The 15,471-nt window shown below is 59.7% G+C and carries 13 protein-coding genes; 7 read left to right on the top strand and 6 right to left on the bottom strand.

Going from position 1 to position 15,471, the window contains the following annotated elements:
- Positions 1-2 precede the first annotated feature (2 nt).
- Entirely contained in the window at positions 3-929 is a 927-nt protein-coding gene (locus B7L15_RS16205; RefSeq protein WP_085919971.1) for a Gfo/Idh/MocA family protein, read from the top strand.
- Positions 930-948: 19 nt separating this feature from the next.
- Here the strand turns inward: B7L15_RS16205 and B7L15_RS16200 are convergent, their stop codons facing one another.
- The 5 genes from B7L15_RS16200 to B7L15_RS16180 all read right to left on the bottom strand — a co-directional run bounded on the left by B7L15_RS16200 (position 949) and on the right by B7L15_RS16180 (position 6,573).
- Positions 949-2,523, bottom strand: coding sequence for an aldehyde dehydrogenase (NADP(+)) (locus B7L15_RS16200; RefSeq protein WP_085919970.1), 1,575 nt, complete (start codon positions 2,521-2,523; stop codon positions 949-951).
- Between the two features lie 31 nt (positions 2,524-2,554).
- Positions 2,555-3,541: an AraD1 family protein gene (gene araD1 / locus B7L15_RS16195; RefSeq protein ID WP_085919969.1), complete on the bottom strand. Its 987-nt coding sequence runs from the start codon at positions 3,539-3,541 to the stop codon at positions 2,555-2,557.
- A 28-nt stretch (positions 3,542-3,569) separates the two neighbouring features.
- Entirely contained in the window at positions 3,570-4,871 is a 1,302-nt protein-coding gene (locus tag B7L15_RS16190; RefSeq protein ID WP_085919968.1) for a TRAP transporter large permease, read from the bottom strand.
- Positions 4,871-5,479: a TRAP transporter small permease subunit gene (locus B7L15_RS16185; protein WP_085919967.1), complete on the bottom strand. Its 609-nt coding sequence runs from the start codon at positions 5,477-5,479 to the stop codon at positions 4,871-4,873. The genes B7L15_RS16190 and B7L15_RS16185 overlap by 1 nt, the downstream gene beginning before the upstream one ends.
- A gap of 74 nt (positions 5,480-5,553) precedes the next feature.
- Positions 5,554-6,573 (bottom strand): TRAP transporter substrate-binding protein, encoded by a 1,020-nt coding sequence (locus B7L15_RS16180; RefSeq protein WP_085919966.1) that lies wholly within the window; start codon positions 6,571-6,573, stop codon positions 5,554-5,556.
- A 202-nt stretch (positions 6,574-6,775) separates the two neighbouring features.
- Between B7L15_RS16180 and B7L15_RS16175 the strand changes: the two genes are divergently transcribed.
- Together B7L15_RS16175 and B7L15_RS16170 are read left to right on the top strand one after the other, a co-directional pair.
- Positions 6,776-8,521 carry an IlvD/Edd family dehydratase gene (locus tag B7L15_RS16175; protein ID WP_085919965.1) on the top strand — a complete coding sequence of 582 codons (1,746 nt, stop codon included), beginning with the start codon at positions 6,776-6,778 and terminating at the stop codon, positions 8,519-8,521.
- Between the two features lie 31 nt (positions 8,522-8,552).
- Positions 8,553-9,329 carry an SDR family oxidoreductase gene (locus B7L15_RS16170; protein ID WP_085919964.1) on the top strand — a complete coding sequence of 259 codons (777 nt, stop codon included), beginning with the start codon at positions 8,553-8,555 and terminating at the stop codon, positions 9,327-9,329.
- Positions 9,330-9,335: 6 nt separating this feature from the next.
- On the opposite strand, the gene B7L15_RS16165 is transcribed toward B7L15_RS16170, so the two are convergent.
- The gene (locus B7L15_RS16165) at positions 9,336-10,547 is read right to left on the bottom strand and encodes an ROK family transcriptional regulator (protein WP_085919963.1); all 1,212 of its coding nucleotides are present in this window, start codon (positions 10,545-10,547) and stop codon (positions 9,336-9,338) included.
- 200 nt (positions 10,548-10,747) lie between these two features.
- Here B7L15_RS16165 and B7L15_RS16160 point away from each other — a divergent pair, with 200 nt between their 5' ends.
- The 4 genes from B7L15_RS16160 to B7L15_RS16145 all read left to right on the top strand — a co-directional run bounded on the left by B7L15_RS16160 (position 10,748) and on the right by B7L15_RS16145 (position 15,447).
- A complete protein-coding gene (locus B7L15_RS16160) occupies positions 10,748-12,259 on the top strand; it encodes a sugar ABC transporter ATP-binding protein (RefSeq protein ID WP_085919962.1) in 1,512 nt (503 codons plus the stop codon).
- The gene (locus B7L15_RS16155) at positions 12,252-13,250 is read left to right on the top strand and encodes an ABC transporter permease (protein ID WP_233337285.1); all 999 of its coding nucleotides are present in this window, start codon (positions 12,252-12,254) and stop codon (positions 13,248-13,250) included. Before B7L15_RS16160 ends, B7L15_RS16155 begins: the two co-directional genes overlap by 8 nt.
- Positions 13,251-13,344: 94 nt before the next feature.
- Positions 13,345-14,310: an ABC transporter substrate-binding protein gene (locus B7L15_RS16150; RefSeq protein WP_085919960.1), complete on the top strand. Its 966-nt coding sequence runs from the start codon at positions 13,345-13,347 to the stop codon at positions 14,308-14,310.
- Between the two features lie 84 nt (positions 14,311-14,394).
- Positions 14,395-15,447 (top strand): sugar phosphate isomerase/epimerase family protein, encoded by a 1,053-nt coding sequence (locus tag B7L15_RS16145; protein ID WP_085919959.1) that lies wholly within the window; start codon positions 14,395-14,397, stop codon positions 15,445-15,447.
- Positions 15,448-15,471: the final 24 nt, after the last annotated feature.

Below are 15,471 nucleotides of genomic sequence, written 5' to 3'. Positions count from 1 at the left end.
GTATGTCTGACTTTACCCTTGGCCTGGTTGGCGTGGGCAAGATCGTCCGCGACCAGCACCTGCCGGCGATAGCTGCCACCCCGAACTGCCATCTTGTCGCCACGGCGGATCCTTATACTTCATTGCCGGATTTACCTGGCTATCAAGGTCTGGAAGCGATGCTTGATGCTCATCCGGATATCGACGCCGTCGCGATCTGCACACCAACCCACTTGCGCTACTCCCAGGCGCGGGCGGCGCTCTTGCGCGGCAAGCACGTGCTGCTGGAAAAGCCGCCAGGGGCAACGCTAAGCGAAGTGGAGGACTTGATTGCCACCGCTTCCAGGCAGGGCGTTAGCCTGTTTGCCGCCTGGCATTCGCGGTTTGCTCCCGGTGTGGCCCAGGCCCGGAAGTGGTTGAGTGAGCGTCAGGTGCAGCGAGTGGAGATCGAATGGAAGGAAGATGTTCGGGTATGGCACCCAGGCCAGGCGTGGATCTGGGAGGTCGGTGGCATGGGCGTATTTGATCCGGGTATTAACGCGCTTTCGATTGCCACCGCTATTTTGCCGCAGCCATTTTTCCTGCAAAAAGCACGGTTGCAGGTACCCAGTAACGCGCAAACCCCCATTGCAGCGGAGCTCTCCTTCACCGATCCAGAAGGCGCGCTGATTGAGGCTGATTTTGACTTTCGTCAACCCGGCCCGCCCACCTGGGATATGCATATCGACAGTGATGGAAGCCGCCTGAGCCTTACCCAGGGCGGCTGCCGTCTAGTGATTGACGACGACGTTCTCATCGACGCTGAAGAGCGCGAATATCAAGGCCTCTACGCGCGTTTTGGCGAATTGATCACAAAAAAACGCAGCGAGGTGGATGTTGCCCCGCTGCGCCAGGTCGCCGATGCATTTTTATACGGTCATCGTGAAACCACCGACGCCTTTATTGAGTAAGGTCTCAAGTCGCGCTTGTTTATTCGCGCTTGCCATCGACCAGACGAGATACGCCATAGGGGTTGCCGTCACGGAGCGCCTCGGGCAGTAACCCTTCCGGCAACGCCTGGTAGCACACCGGGCGCAGGAAGCGGAAAATCGCCGCGCTGCCCACCGAGGTGGTGCGGGAGTCCGATGTCGCCGGATAAGGCCCGCCGTGCACCATGGCATGGCACACTTCTACACCGGTTGGCCAGCCGTTGGCCAGGATCCGGCCTGCCTTGCGCTCCAGGGTTGGCAGCAGTTGCTTGGCGGTCGCCAGGTCGCCGTCATCCATCTGTAGCGTAATGGTGAGCTGTCCTTCGACCTGGGAAGCGACCCGCTGCATTTCGTCGACGTTGGCGCATTCAATGACCAGCGAGCTGGCGCCGAATACTTCGGCTTGCAAAGTCTCATCTGCCAGGAAGTCGGTCGCACTAGCGACAAACAGTCCGCTTTGGCAAGCATTCGGGCCTTCGCCGGCCTGACCCCGGGCGACGTTGCGAACGTTGGGGTGATTAGCCAGGGCGCCGATGCCATCGTTGTAGGCACCATGAACGCCCGGTGTGAGCATGGTCTGGGCGGCACTCCCTTTGACACCTTCGCCAGCGGTATCGATGAAGGCATCCAGGTCGGCACCCTTCACCCCGATTACCAAGCCAGGGTTGGTGCAGAACTGACCGGCGCCCATGTTGAGGGAGCCGACGAAGCCTTCGGCGATGGCGTTGGCGCGTGCCTTGAGCGCTTCCGGTAGCAGGAACACCGGGTTGATGGAACTCATCTCGGCGTAGACCGGGATCGGCTGAGGACGCGCCTGGGCAGTGGCCATTAGTGCCGTACCGCCACTGCGTGAACCGGTGAAGCCCACCGCCTGAATGCGCGGGTCGGCGACCAGCGCCTGACCAATCTCTTTGCCCGAACCAAACAGCAGTGAAAAGACGCCTTCAGGCAGGTTGCACTTGGCAACGGCGCGTTGAATGGCGCGGCCGACCAACTCGGAGGTGCCGGGGTGGGCGGAGTGACCCTTGACCACCACCGGGCAGCCTGCGGCCAGCGCCGACGCGGTATCGCCACCGGCCACACTAAAGGCCAGCGGGAAGTTGCTGGCGCCAAATACCGCGACCGGGCCCAGGCCGATATGCCGCTGGCGCAGGTCGACGCGCGGCATCGGTTCGCGGTCGGGCAGTGCGGGATCAATGCGCACATCGAGCCATTCGCCGGCCCGTACCACGTTGGCGAACAAGCGTAGCTGGCCACATGTGCGGCCACGTTCGCCCTGCAGACGCGCCTCGGGGAGGCCGGTTTCGGCGACGCCACGCTCGGTCAGTGCTTCGCCGATTGCCTCGATCTCGCTGGCGATGGTTTCGAGGAACACGGCTCGGTCTTCAAGCGAGGTTTCGCGGTAAGTGGCGTAAGCCGCTTCGGCAAGTTCACACGCTTGCTCGACTTCCGCTTTGCTACCGCCGGGGTAGACGGGGTCCAGGGCCTTGCCGGTGGCGGGATTGACGGCTTGAATGTCCGCCTGTTTACCGCTGATGGCCTGCTGGCCAATAAGTAGTTTGCCTTCCAGAGTCATACAGCCTCCTGTTGGTGTAAAAAATCAGGTGTTAAAGCGGTTTCACGCTGATGGCCGGTGCGTCTGCTTCAACCCTTAGCGGGTTGCGCAGGGCGCGGCCAAATTCATGGATGTTGATCTCAAAGCAATCGCCTTCGCGCACCTTGATGCCGTCGGCGAAGCTGAGTGTTGCGGTGCCGAAAAAGTGCACATGGACATCGCCGGGTCGGCGGAATCCCGGGTATTTAAAATGGTGATATTCCAGGTTAGCCAGGCTGTGTGCCATGTTGGCCTCGCCGGTAAGAAAGGGTTTCTCCCACACCGTTTCGCCATTGCGCTGGATACGGCTGGTGCCCTCTAAGTGCGCTGGCAACTCACCGATCAATAGCTCGGGCCCAAAGCTGCAGGCGCGTAGCTTGGAATGAGCCAGCCACAGGTAGTTGAAGCGCTCGGTGACGTGGTCTGAGAACTCGTTACCCAAAGCATAGCCGACTCGCCAGGGTTGACCATCGTTGCCAATCACGTAAAGCCCTGCCAGTTCGGGCTCCTCGCCGGCATCTTCAGCAAAGGCGGGGGAGGGGATCGCTGCTTCCGGGGCCACCACGCACTGGCCGTCGCCCTTGTAGAACCACTCCGGCTGCGCGCCCGGCTTACCAGCACCGGGTTTGCCACCTTCCACGCCCAGCTTGAACATGCGCATGGAATCGGTCATATCCTCTTCAGCCGCTTGAGCTTTTGCGTGCATCGCCGAGCGGGTATCGGCACTGCCCAGATGAGTAAGGCCAGTGCCGGTCACCAGGCAGTGCGCCGGGTCGGTGTGCGTCAGCGGTGGCAGCAGGCGCTTATCGTCGACCAGCGCCTGGTAATCAAGGCGGGTATCGGTGAGCGCTCCTGTCACCATTTCGCTGAGCGGCTTGCCGGCACTAATCGCCCGGTTGGCCAGGGTGTAGGTATCGCCGTCGAGCAGTCTGACTTGCTCTTCGCTCTCGACCAGCGCGGCGCGAACCTGGCCCTGGTGGTCACACTGAATTATTCGCATGGCGTTCTCCTCATGCAGGTGGCGGTTATCATAGTGGCCAAATGGCCAGTTGCGGCCACATCAATAGCGCCGCGAGTATGCACAGCTGAATGGCCATAAAGGGTAGTACAGACAGGTAGATATCCTTCAGGCTGATATCCGGCGGTGCCACGCTTTTAAGGTAGAAGGCGGCGGGCCCGAAGGGCGGTGACAGGAACGACACCTGCATATTGACGGCGAACAGAATACCGAACCAGATCGGGTCGAACCCCAGTTGAGTGACGATGGGCAGAAAGATCGGCAGGGCCAGCATGGCGATCCCGATCCAGTCGAGAAATAGCCCGAGTACCAGCATGATGGCCATCATTACCAGAATGATCACAATCGGCGCGACGTCGAGCCCCAGGATCAGGCTCGACACAAAGCGGTTGCCGCCCATCAGATTGTAGACGCCCACCAGGGCGGCGGCGCCGATGCCGATCCAGATGATCATGCCGCAGGTGTTCATGGTTTGGCCCAGGCTATGGTGCAGCATGCTGGGGGTGAACTCGCCGCGCACGATGGTGGCGAGCAGTACGCCGAAGACACCCATGGCCGCTGCCTCGGTGACCGAGGCGATGCCGCCGTAGATAGTGCCCAGCACGAGAAAGGCAATCAGCCCTGGAAGCAGAATGGCTTTGACGGCGTCCAGTTTACTGGCGAAAGGGTTGTCCTGGGTGTCCTTATCCAATGGCGGACCCAGCGCGGGATTTCTCAGGCAGCGCACCAGCACATAGGCGATATAGGAGCCCATCAGGATGATGGCGGGGGTAACGGCAGCAGCGAACAGGTCGGCAATCGATACACTGGCGATCAGGCCATAGATAATCAGCACGATAGAGGGCGGCATCATGGTGCCCAGGGCGCCACCGGCACACACCACACCAATGGAGAGACGCTTGTCGTAGCCCAGGCGGAGCATTTGCGGCAGTGCCAGAATCCCCAGCAGGACGATCTCCCCGCCGATAATGCCCGAAAGGGCAGCCAGGAAGAATGCCACCACAATGGTCTGCACCGCGACGCCGCCTGGCAGACGGCCGGCAAAAACGCGCATGGCGTTGAACAGGTCCTTGGCGATGCCAGATCGATCCAAGAGTGACGCCATCAACACGAACATGGGCACCGCTACCAGCGAATATTCGGTGATAAACCCATAGACGCGGCTGGTGACCAGTGGCAGCGCCGCCTCGCCGAACCAGCCAAAGGTGAAGGCCATGGCCACCAAGCCGGTAATGAATGCCAACGGCAAACCGGTAACCAGCAGCGCGAAAATAGCACCCACCATGAGGATTGTTGCGGTTGAAATATCCATCAGCGCGTCTCCCCGGTACTGGTATGGGGTTTCGCTTTAAGCGATTGCCATAGGTGCAGCAAGGCCTGCAGCGTCATCAGTGTCAGAGCAAAAAAAATCATGCCCTTGACCATGGCAGGAAAAGGCGGATTCCAGGAGGTGCCTGAGCGCTCCAGCGACCATTCGCCCAGCGGGTTATGCGTCGCGCCCCAGAACATGTAAAAAGCGGCGTAGCTCATCGACATGCAAAAAATCAGCGTCAGCAGGTCGTTAAAGCGATCCATCCAGCACTTCAGCGTTGGGCCGGCGCTGTCGTAGAGCACCTTGACGCGAATATGGCTATTGCGCGCCATGGCCGCCGGGCCGCCAAGCACGAAAATAACGGCAATCAGAAATACCACGGTTTCGTGTACCCAGGAGGTGGGATTGTTAAAACCGTAGCGCATGAAAACTTCCACGACGCTAATGCCCATCGCCACAAGCACCAGCCAGGAAACCGCCCTGCCACCACGTACGATCAGGCGGTCAAGCGCGTTACGCTCGGGGGGGACCTCCTCCGTTTCGAGGATCTCGGGAAGATCATGAGTGGGAGGAGAGCGGTATTGATTGTCAGGTGTTTTTTGAGACATGGCGCGACTCTACGAACATCGCTCGGGTCGATGAATTCCCCGAGCGATGCGATGGTTAGTGAGATGAGGCTGAGTTAAAGCAGATTGCGCGAGCGCAAAAAGGCGGTGGCGGAGTCATAGATCTTTTGGGTCATTTCATTCTCGCCGGCCCACTCTTGCCACTCCTGCTCAGCCGCGTTACGGAATTTCTGACGCTCTTCTTCCGGCAGGTTGAAGGGGTGAACCTCAGGGTCTTCCTGAAGCCGTTGCAGCGTCTCGATATCTTGCTCCTTGAGGCGGGCAATCAGGTCATAGGCCATGCCATCAAAGGCCGTCTGCAAGGTCGTCTGAAGGTCCTCGGGCAGGCCATCCCAGATATCCTTATTGATCGATACGGCGATCATCGGCATGGAGTGAAAGCCTGGATACAGCGGGTAAGGGGCGAAAGCGTGCAGGCCCATGGCGTCGTTATTCGAGAGTACCGTGGAGTCTGCGGCGTCGATCACGCCTTTCTCCAGCCCGGTATACACCTCGGAGCCCGGTAAGTTGACCGGCGTGGCACCGATGCGCTCAAAGATGTTGTACACCATGCCTTGCGGTGCGCGGATCTTGAGGCCCTCAAAATCCTCAATCGATTCAATGGGGACAGTGGAGGGCACCGACTCTAACGGAAAGGTGGCGGCGGCTATCAGGTGGCTACCATAGGGCTCGACCAGTTCGTTGTAGAGTTCTTCACCGCCGCCGTACTTCATATACTCCAGGAAGTCGTAGGGGTTCTGCCAGGCGCCGACCAGGTTGCCGAGCATGCCGAAAGCGGGATCCTGGCCGGAGAAGTAGCTGGGGTCGGTCATATGGCCCTGAAGGATACCCGAACTAACCGCGGTCAGTGTCTCGGTGGGACCCACCACGGAGTTGATCGGCATTACCTCGATCTCAACCCGACCGTCGGTCATTGTCGTGATCTTGTCGGCCCATTCCTGTTTGATCTTGAAGCTGGGCTCGCCCGAGGTTTCGGATGCCTGAAACTTCCATTCGTATTCGGCTGCCTGAGCCGCCGAGAGGCCCAGCAGGAGCACTGAACCGGTCAGTAGCGAGCTGTATTTCGTTTTGAGCATGGCTAGAATTCCTCACCTTTGTTGTTGTGAAGCGACTATTTGATAATTCCTGCGAGAGTAATGTTGAACATTAAGAGTAATTGTTCAACATATACTTTTGTATGGTCGACCAGTGTGGGTGGGTAGTTTAGTGTTTTGCACATTCGGCGCAGACGTTCTCAGGTCTTCAGCCGTCACTGATTCAAAACAAGGAGTTAACCTCATGGTCAAACGTCAACGTCCGCTGCGTAGCGCAGAGTGGTTCGGCACCGCCGACAAGAACGGCTTCATGTACCGCAGCTGGATGAAAAATCAGGGCATTCCTGACCATGAGTTTCAGGGCAAGCCGATTATCGGGATCTGTAACACCTGGTCGGAGCTGACGCCGTGCAACGCTCACTTCCGCAAGCTGGCGGAGCACGTCAAGCAGGGCATTCTGGAAGCGGGCGGCTACCCGGTCGAGTTTCCGGTGTTCTCCAACGGCGAATCCAACCTGCGCCCCACGGCCATGTTCACCCGCAACCTGGCCAGCATGGACGTGGAAGAAGCCATTCGCGGCAACCCCATGGACGGCGTGGTGCTGCTGGTGGGCTGCGACAAGACCACCCCGGCGCTGCTGATGGGCGCGGCAAGCTGCGATATCCCCACCATCGTGGTCACCGGCGGGCCAATGCTCAACGGCAAGCACAAGGGCAAGGATATCGGCTCCGGCACCGTGGTCTGGCAGCTCTCCGAGCAGGTCAAGGCGGGTGAGATCTCGATGCACGACTTCATGGCCGCCGAAGCCGGCATGTCGCGCTCCGCGGGGACCTGCAACACCATGGGCACCGCCTCCACCATGGCCTGTATGTCGGAGTCGCTGGGCGTTTCGCTCCCCCACAACGCCGCCATCCCGGCGGTGGACTCCCGCCGCTACGTGCTGGCCCACCTCTCCGGTAACCGGATTGTCGAGATGGTCGATGAAGACCTCAAGCTCTCCAAGATCCTCACCAAGGAAGCCTTTGATAACGCCATTCGCACCAACGCCGCCATCGGAGGCTCCACCAACGCGGTGATTCACCTCAAGGCGATTGCCGGGCGCATCGGTGTTGACCTCACCCTGGACGACTGGAGCCGAGTCGGGCGTGGCACCCCCACCGTAGTGGATCTGCAGCCCTCGGGGCGCTTTCTGATGGAAGAGTTCTACTACGCCGGCGGCCTACCCGCGGTGCTCAGACGCCTGGGCGAAGCCGACCGGCTGCCCTTCAAGGACGCCTTGACCGTCAACGGCAAGACACTGTGGGAAAATGTTCAGGACGCCCCGCTGTACAACGACGAGGTGATCCGCCCGCTGTACAACCCGCTCACCGCGGATGGCGGCATCTGCGTGGTACGCGGCAATCTCGCGCCCAACGGCGCGGTGCTCAAGCCCTCGGCGGCGAAAGCCGAACTCATGCAGCACCGCGGCCGCGCGGTGGTCTTCGAAGACTTCGACGACTACAAGGCGCGCATCAACGACCCGGACCTGGACGTGGAAGCCAACGACATTCTGGTCATGAAACACTGCGGCCCCCGGGGTTATCACGGCATGGCCGAGGTGGGCAATATGGGCCTGCCACCCAAGATCCTCGCCCAGGGCGTGACCGACATGGTGCGGATTTCCGACGCCCGCATGAGCGGCACCGCCTACGGTACCGTGGTGCTGCACGTTGCCCCGGAAGCCGCCGCGGGCGGCCCGCTGGCCGCGGTGCGCAACGGCGACTGGATCGAGCTCGACTGTCACAGCGGCCGACTGCACCTGGACATCAGCGACGAAGAGCTGGCCTCACGCCTGGCCGAAAGCGACCCTACGGCGGCCTCGACGCTGATTGCCAGCCAGGGTGGCTACCGGCAACTGTACATCGAGCGAGTCCTCCAGGCGGACGAAGGCTGTGACTTCGACTTCCTGGTCGGTTGCCGGGGTTCTGATGTGCCGCGCCACTCGCATTGATTCACTGAAGATTAACCGTACAGGAAACGCCATGTCCGCCAGGTTGGGCGCCAAGCATATACTGGTGACCGGGGCCGCCACCGGTATCGGCCGCGCCATTGCCGAAGCCTGTGTTCGCGAGGGTGCCACGGTCGTCTTACTGGATAGAGACGGCGATAGCGTGGAACGGCTGGCTGCTCAGCTACGTAGCGCTGGTCATCAGGCCCAAGCAGTCGTTGCTGACATTGGCGACCGGTATGCGGTGGAAGCTGCCGTAGCAAAGTCCCGCAAGCTCTCTGGACCTTTAACCACCCTGGTTAATAACGCAGGAATGAATGTCTTCCATGAGCCACTGGCCATGCCTGACGAAGCTTGGCAGCGCTGCTTATCAGTGGATTTGGAAGGCGCATGGCACTGCAGCCGGGCAGTACTGCCTGACCTCATTGAGCAGGGTGGCGGTGCCATCATCAATGTCGCCTCCACCCACAGCTTCTCAATTATTCCCGGCTGCTTCCCCTACCCGGTGGCCAAGCACGGCTTGATTGGTCTAACCCGATCACTCGGCATTGAATACGCCCCACGCGGCGTGCGGGTCAATGCCATTGCGCCGGGCTATATCGCCACCCCGTCGGTAGAGGCCCATTGGCAGACCTTCGATGACCCTGCAGCGGCGAAGGCTCGCATCGAAGCGCTACTGCCGCCTAGGCGGCTCGGGAAACCAGAAGAAGTCGCCATGACGGTGGTCTTCTTGGCCTCAGATGAAGCCCCTTTTATCAACGCCAGCTGCTTGACCATCGATGGAGGGCGCAGTGTGGTTTATCACGACTGACGCCCATTAACCGCTAGCCAGCAGCGTCTGGCTATCGGTGGCGTTCAGCGTCATGGCGATGCCGCCCATGCAGGTCATGTCGCGATCCCAGGCGCAGCTTTCGATGCGGGTAGTGCCCCTTAGTTCGGCCACCAGGGCGTCATCAATGGCGCTGTGCATGGCGGTTTGCATGGCATCAAAGCCGCGCACCCCGGAACCGGTAATCAGTACCAGGTCGGGGTTGAACAGTGCCAGCACATTGGCGATGCCATAGCCCAACGCTTGGCCTGCTTCTGTATAGATGCGCTTGGCTACCGAGTTACCTTGTAATGCCAACTGGGTTAGCGCCTGCATCTGCTGTTCGGAGGGGTGTGCACTATCGCCAGAGGGGGGTTCCAGGTGCTCGGCGGCGGCGCGATAGAGCGCGTAGTCGCTGGCGTAGGCTTCGATACAGCCGCGTCGCCCGCAGGCACACAGGGCGCCGTCGGGCTGGTATTTACTATGCCCAAACTCGGCCGCTGAGCCATTGGCGCCCAGAAACGGCACGCCATTGATCAACACCGACATGCCGATGCCGTAACCCAGCATGATGACCACCAGGTTGGGGCTGTCAGCGTAGGCGGGCTGCGCTGACAGCACCCTGGCGATACAGTTGGCGTCGTTTTCCAGCAGCACGTCGCAGTGAAAACGCTCCGCTAAACGTGCCGATAGCGGTGCGTTACGAAAGCTCAGGGCGGGCGACCAGATAACCGTGCCGCTTTGCGACGACACCACGCCCTGCACCGCCAGGCAGATACCCGCCAGGCGTTGGAAGCCTTCCAGTTGTTGGGTGCAAACCGCACTGATTTTCTCTTCCAGCAGTGTTTCCAGGCTGTCGGCGGTGAGCATCAAGGTGGACACCGTGTGGTGTTCGCTGTGACGTACCTGGCCCGCAAAGTCACCCACTACCAGTTGGATCTCATTGATCGATAGCTTGATGCACACTACGCAGGCGGCATCGGAGGCGAGTTCAATCAGGGTTTTCGGCCGTCCACGGCCGTTGGGTCGCGGTGCTTCGGGCGGTCTTTCCGTAATCAAGCCCTGTTGAAGCAGCTCGGCGCTGATCGAGGTCACGGTGGCGGAGCTAATCCCGTTCAGTGTGCCCAGATCGACACGCGCGGCTGGCCCTCGGTCGCGCAAGGTTCGAATCACCGCCAGGGTATTATCGTGGCGGCTGGTATCAGTGGACGGTAGGGCCATAAATATCGCCATTGTTGAGCAGGACGGGAAGGTCGATTCACGTTCTCATCCTGGCGTGTTCGCCTGATGGCCAAAATGCGACCTAAGTTGCATATGCAGTTATTTATTTTAGTACCTAAAGTAAATAGGCCAGCATGCTGTAAAAAGCAATATTGGCAAGACCGGCACGCATAACAACAACAGCAATAAACAGGTGGCTCATGCTCTTATCGGCGCGGCAAGTCTGTCGCTCTTTCGGCGAAAATCAGGTGTTATTCGACGTTGATCTCGACCTGCAGGCGGGCGAAGTGCACGCGCTGCTGGGCGAGAACGGCGCCGGTAAATCGACGTTGGTCAAAATCCTTGCCGGTTATCTTCGTCCTACCTCGGGCGAGGTGTTTCTCGATGGCAAGCAGCGGCATTACCGCTCAAGCGGCGAGGCAGAAGCCGATGGTGTGGTCATGATCCACCAGGAACTGGCGCTGGCTGAACAACTTAGTGTGGAAGAAAACATCTTTTTGGGTCGCGAATTGCGCCGCGGGTTACTGCTGGATCGCCGCACCATGCGAGAGCGCAGCAAAGAGGCGTTGGCTGAACTTGAGACTGACGTTGATCCACGCGCGAGAGTGAAAGACTTGAGCACCTCCGATCAGCAGATGGTCGAGATCGCCAAGGCGATAACCCGCGATGTGCGCGTGCTGATCATGGATGAGCCCACCGCCACTCTGACCGAAAACGAAGTAATCGTACTGTTCGAGCTGATTGCCCGCCTGCGTGAGCGGGGTGTGGCGATTCTGTATATCTCCCATAAGCTGCGCGAAATCGAGCAGATCGCTGATCGTGTAACGGTGCTGCGCGACGGTCATCTGGTGGATAGTGGTGCAATGGCCGGACGCAGCAAGGAGGAACTGGCTCGCCTGATGGTGGGCCGGGAAATCACCGAGATGTATCCGCCGCGTACGGATATTCCGCCTGATGCGCCGGTGGTGCTTGAGGCGCGAGACGTCGTGGTGCCCGGTGCTGTGAAACAGGCCAGCTTTACCCTACGCCGTGGCGAAGTACTTGGGTTTGGCGGCATCGTGGGCGCTGGCCGCACCGCGCTGATGGAAGCGGTGCTGGGCCTGCGCGATAAAAGTGCTGGGCAGGTGCTGCGCAACGGCCAGCCGGTCGTGTTGAAAAATTTGCGTGATGTGGTGCACCAGCGGATTGCCTATTTGACGGAGGATCGCAAAGGCAAAGGCCTGGTGCTCAACATGGATCTGCGCTCCAACGTCACCCTGCTCAATTTACGTGCTCACTGCCACCCACTCATCGACCGCCGCCGCGAAGAGCAGGCCTTCCAGCAGGCCATCCAGCGCTTTGATATCCGCCTGCGTACAGCGGTACGTACCGCCGCCGAGCTTTCCGGTGGCAACCAGCAGAAGCTGTTGCTTGCCAAGGTGATGTCCATCGACCCTGACATCGTGGTTATCAATGAGCCGACGCGTGGTATCGATGTCGGCACCAAGCACCAGATCTATCATTTTATTCGCGAGCTCACCGAATCCGGCTGCTCGGTCATCCTGATCTCCTCAGAGATGGGCGAGTTGATCGGGCTTTCACACCGGGTGGCGGTGATGTGCGCAGGCGTGCTCACCGGGGTGCTTGAAGGTGAACAGATTAACGAACAAGAAATCATGCAGTATGCATCCGGCATCAAGGGGGTAGGGGTCGATGAGCAGCGTCATGCCTAATAAAACGACAGCATCGAAGGGGGTCTCTGTGGACCTGAAAACCTGGGGGCCCTTTGTAGCGCTGGTGGCCCTTGGGCTGCTCGGCGTGCTTATCAACCCGGCGTTTCTGGGGCTGGATAACCTTTCAAACATGCTCACCCGCAGCGCCTTTATCGGCATTATTGCCATCGGCGCCACCTTCGTGATTACCGCTGGCGGGCTGGATCTGTCTGTGGGGTCGATGGCGGCCTTTATTGCCGGGGTGATGATCATTCTAATGAACAGTCTGGTCGAGCAGTTTGGCGCAGGGCTCACCACCGTGCTGTTTGGCGTGGGGGCCTCGCTGTTGTTGGGACTCTGCGCTGGCTTTATCAACGGCATGGTGACCACCAAAGGCAGGATCGAAGCCTTTATCGTCACCCTCGGCACCATGGGGATTTACCGCTCGCTGGTTACTTACCTCGCCGATGGCGGCACCCTGACCCTGGATTGGGCGGTGCGCGATATCTATCGCCCGGTGTATTACGGCAGCTTTTTGGGTATCACCATCCCCGTTTGGGTATTTCTGTTTGTCGCCATTATTGGCTACATCCTGCTCAACTACACGCGCTTCGGGCGCTACTGCTTTGCTATCGGCTCCAATGAAAAAGTCGCCGAGTACAGTGCCATTCACGTCGACCGCATCAAGACCATGACCTACATGCTGCAAGGCGTGTGCGTGGCGTTGGCGACGATTATCTATGTGCCTCGACTGGGCTCTGCGTCAGGGGCTACCGGGGTGCTCTGGGAGCTGGAGGCAATTGCCGCCGTGATCATCGGCGGCACCATGCTAAAGGGCGGTCATGGGCGCATCTGGGGCACCGTGGTAGGCGCCATCATGCTGACCATGATTGGCAATATCCTCAACCTGACCGACGCCATTTCCAACTATCTCAACGGTACGGTGCAGGGGATCATCATTATCGTGGCGGTCTACCTGCAGCGAGCTTCGTGGAGGAAACCCGGACACTAAAACTCATAAGAAGTGCAACGCCAGTTCATAGCAGCGATGGCTGCATCAAAGGTTCCAACCGTATAACAAGTACAAACACGAAAGGAGTATCACCATGCCAACCATCAAGACTGCAGTGGCAACCTTCGTTACCACCGCTGCACTCACTTCAACGATAGGGCTTTCCGGCGCTGCCGTGGCCCAGGAACATACGATCGGGGTCTCGATTCCCGCCGCGACCCATGGCTGGACGGGCGGGGTCAACTATCACGCCGAGGAGGCGAAAAATCGCCTTGAGGCGCTCTACCCGGATATTGAAATCACCATCTCCACGGCGAGCACGCCGGGTGAGCAAGCCAATGATCTGGAGGACCTGGTATCGCTGCGCAATATCGATGCGCTGGTGGTGCTGCCGTTTGAGTCGGGTCCGCTGACCGACCCGGTGCGCCGCGTCAAAGAATCCGGCGTGTTCGTTACCGTGGTGGACCGAGGGCTTAATCAGGAAGGCATCGAGGATCTCTACGTAGCGGGCAATAATCACGAGTTGGGCCGCGTGTCCGGCGAGTACATCCGTGAGCGCCTGGATGGTGAAGGCGATATTGTCGTGTTGCGTGGCATTCCGACCGTGATTGACGACCAGCGTGTAGAAGGCTTTCAGGAGGCCATCGAAGGCTCCGACGTCAATATTCTCGATATGCAGCACGCCAACTGGAATCGTGACGATGGCTTTGAGGTCATGCAGGACTACCTATCGCGTTTCGATAATATCGACGCCGTTTGGGCCCAGGATGACGACATCGCTCTCGGTGTCATCGAAGCGGTGCGCCAGGCGGACCGTGAGGACGAGCTGTTTATTGTCGGCGGCGCGGGCATGAAGGACATTATCAAACGAGTCATGGAAGGCGATGAGCTGGTGCCAGTAGACGTACTCTACCCACCCGCCATGATCGCCACGGCGATGGACCTGACGGTTCAACACTTTGTCTCCAACGGTCCGGTCGTGGGCGAGTACATCCTCGGCTCGCCGCTGATCACCGAGGAGAACGCCGAACAGTACTACTTCCCCGATTCTCCGTTCTGATCGCGCTTATGCGCAAAGGCGCGGGTAAAAAGCAGCTCACCCGCGCTAATGTTCACCCCGTTGATACGTTATTGAGAGAGTCCTATGAAAACCATACAAGGACCGGCGCTCTTTCTCGCCCAGTTCGCCGGTGACGACGCCCCGTTTAACAGCCTCGACAGCATTGCCGCCTGGGCCGCGGGGTTAGGCTATAAAGGCGTGCAGATTCCCAGCTGGGATGCGCGCATGATCGATTTGAAACGTGCCGCCGAGAGCCGCACCTACTGCGATGAGATCAAGGGCACCCTGGCAGAACACGGCTTGACGCTCACCGAACTCTCTACTCACTTGCAGGGCCAACTGGTGGCCGTGCATCCGGTTTACGATGAGATGTTCGATGGCTTTGCGGCCCCCGAAGTGCGCGGTAATCCCAAGGCGCGGCAGGAATGGGCGGTGGATCAGCTCAAGCTGGCTGCCAAGGCCTCGCAAAACCTCGGCCTCACCGACCACGGCACCTTTTCCGGGTCCCTGGCGTGGCCGTTTATCTACCCCTGGCCCCAGCGCCCGGCGGGGCTGGTCGAAAGTGCGTTTGACGAGCTCGCCAACCGCTGGCGACCGATTCTGGACGCCTTCGACGAAGCGGGGGTCAACCTCTGCTACGAGATCCACCCGGGTGAAGACCTCCACGACGGCATCACCTTCGAGATGTTCCTTGAGCGGGTCGGCAATCACCCCCGCTGCCACATTCTTTACGACCCCAGCCACCTGATCCTGCAGCAGCTCGACTATCGCGGTTTTCTGGATGTGTACCGCGACCACATTCAGATGTTTCACGTTAAGGACGCCGAGTTTAACCCCAGCCCCAAGCAGGGCGTTTACTCCGGCTATCAGTCGTGGACGGAGCGCGCGGGTCGCTTCCGCTCTCTGGGTGACGGCCAGATCGACTTCAAGTCGATCTTCTCGTGGATGGCGGCCAACGACTATCACGGCTGGGCGGTCCTGGAGTGGGAGTGCTGCTTGAAGCACCCGGAAGTCGGCGCACGTGAAGGCGCGACCTTTATCCGCGACCACATCATCGAGGTCACCGAGCGGGCGTTTGATGACTTCGCCGACGGCGGCTCCGACGAGGCCGCCAATCGGCGAATCCTGGGTCTTTAATGACGTGCCTCAATTAATGGAACG

Source organism: Halomonas sp. CSM-2, assembly GCF_002119345.1.
Taxonomy (GTDB): domain Bacteria; phylum Pseudomonadota; class Gammaproteobacteria; order Pseudomonadales; family Halomonadaceae; genus Vreelandella; species Vreelandella janggokensis.
Note: the sequence above shows the minus strand (reverse complement) of the source record. Positions and strands in the feature narration are given on the sequence as shown.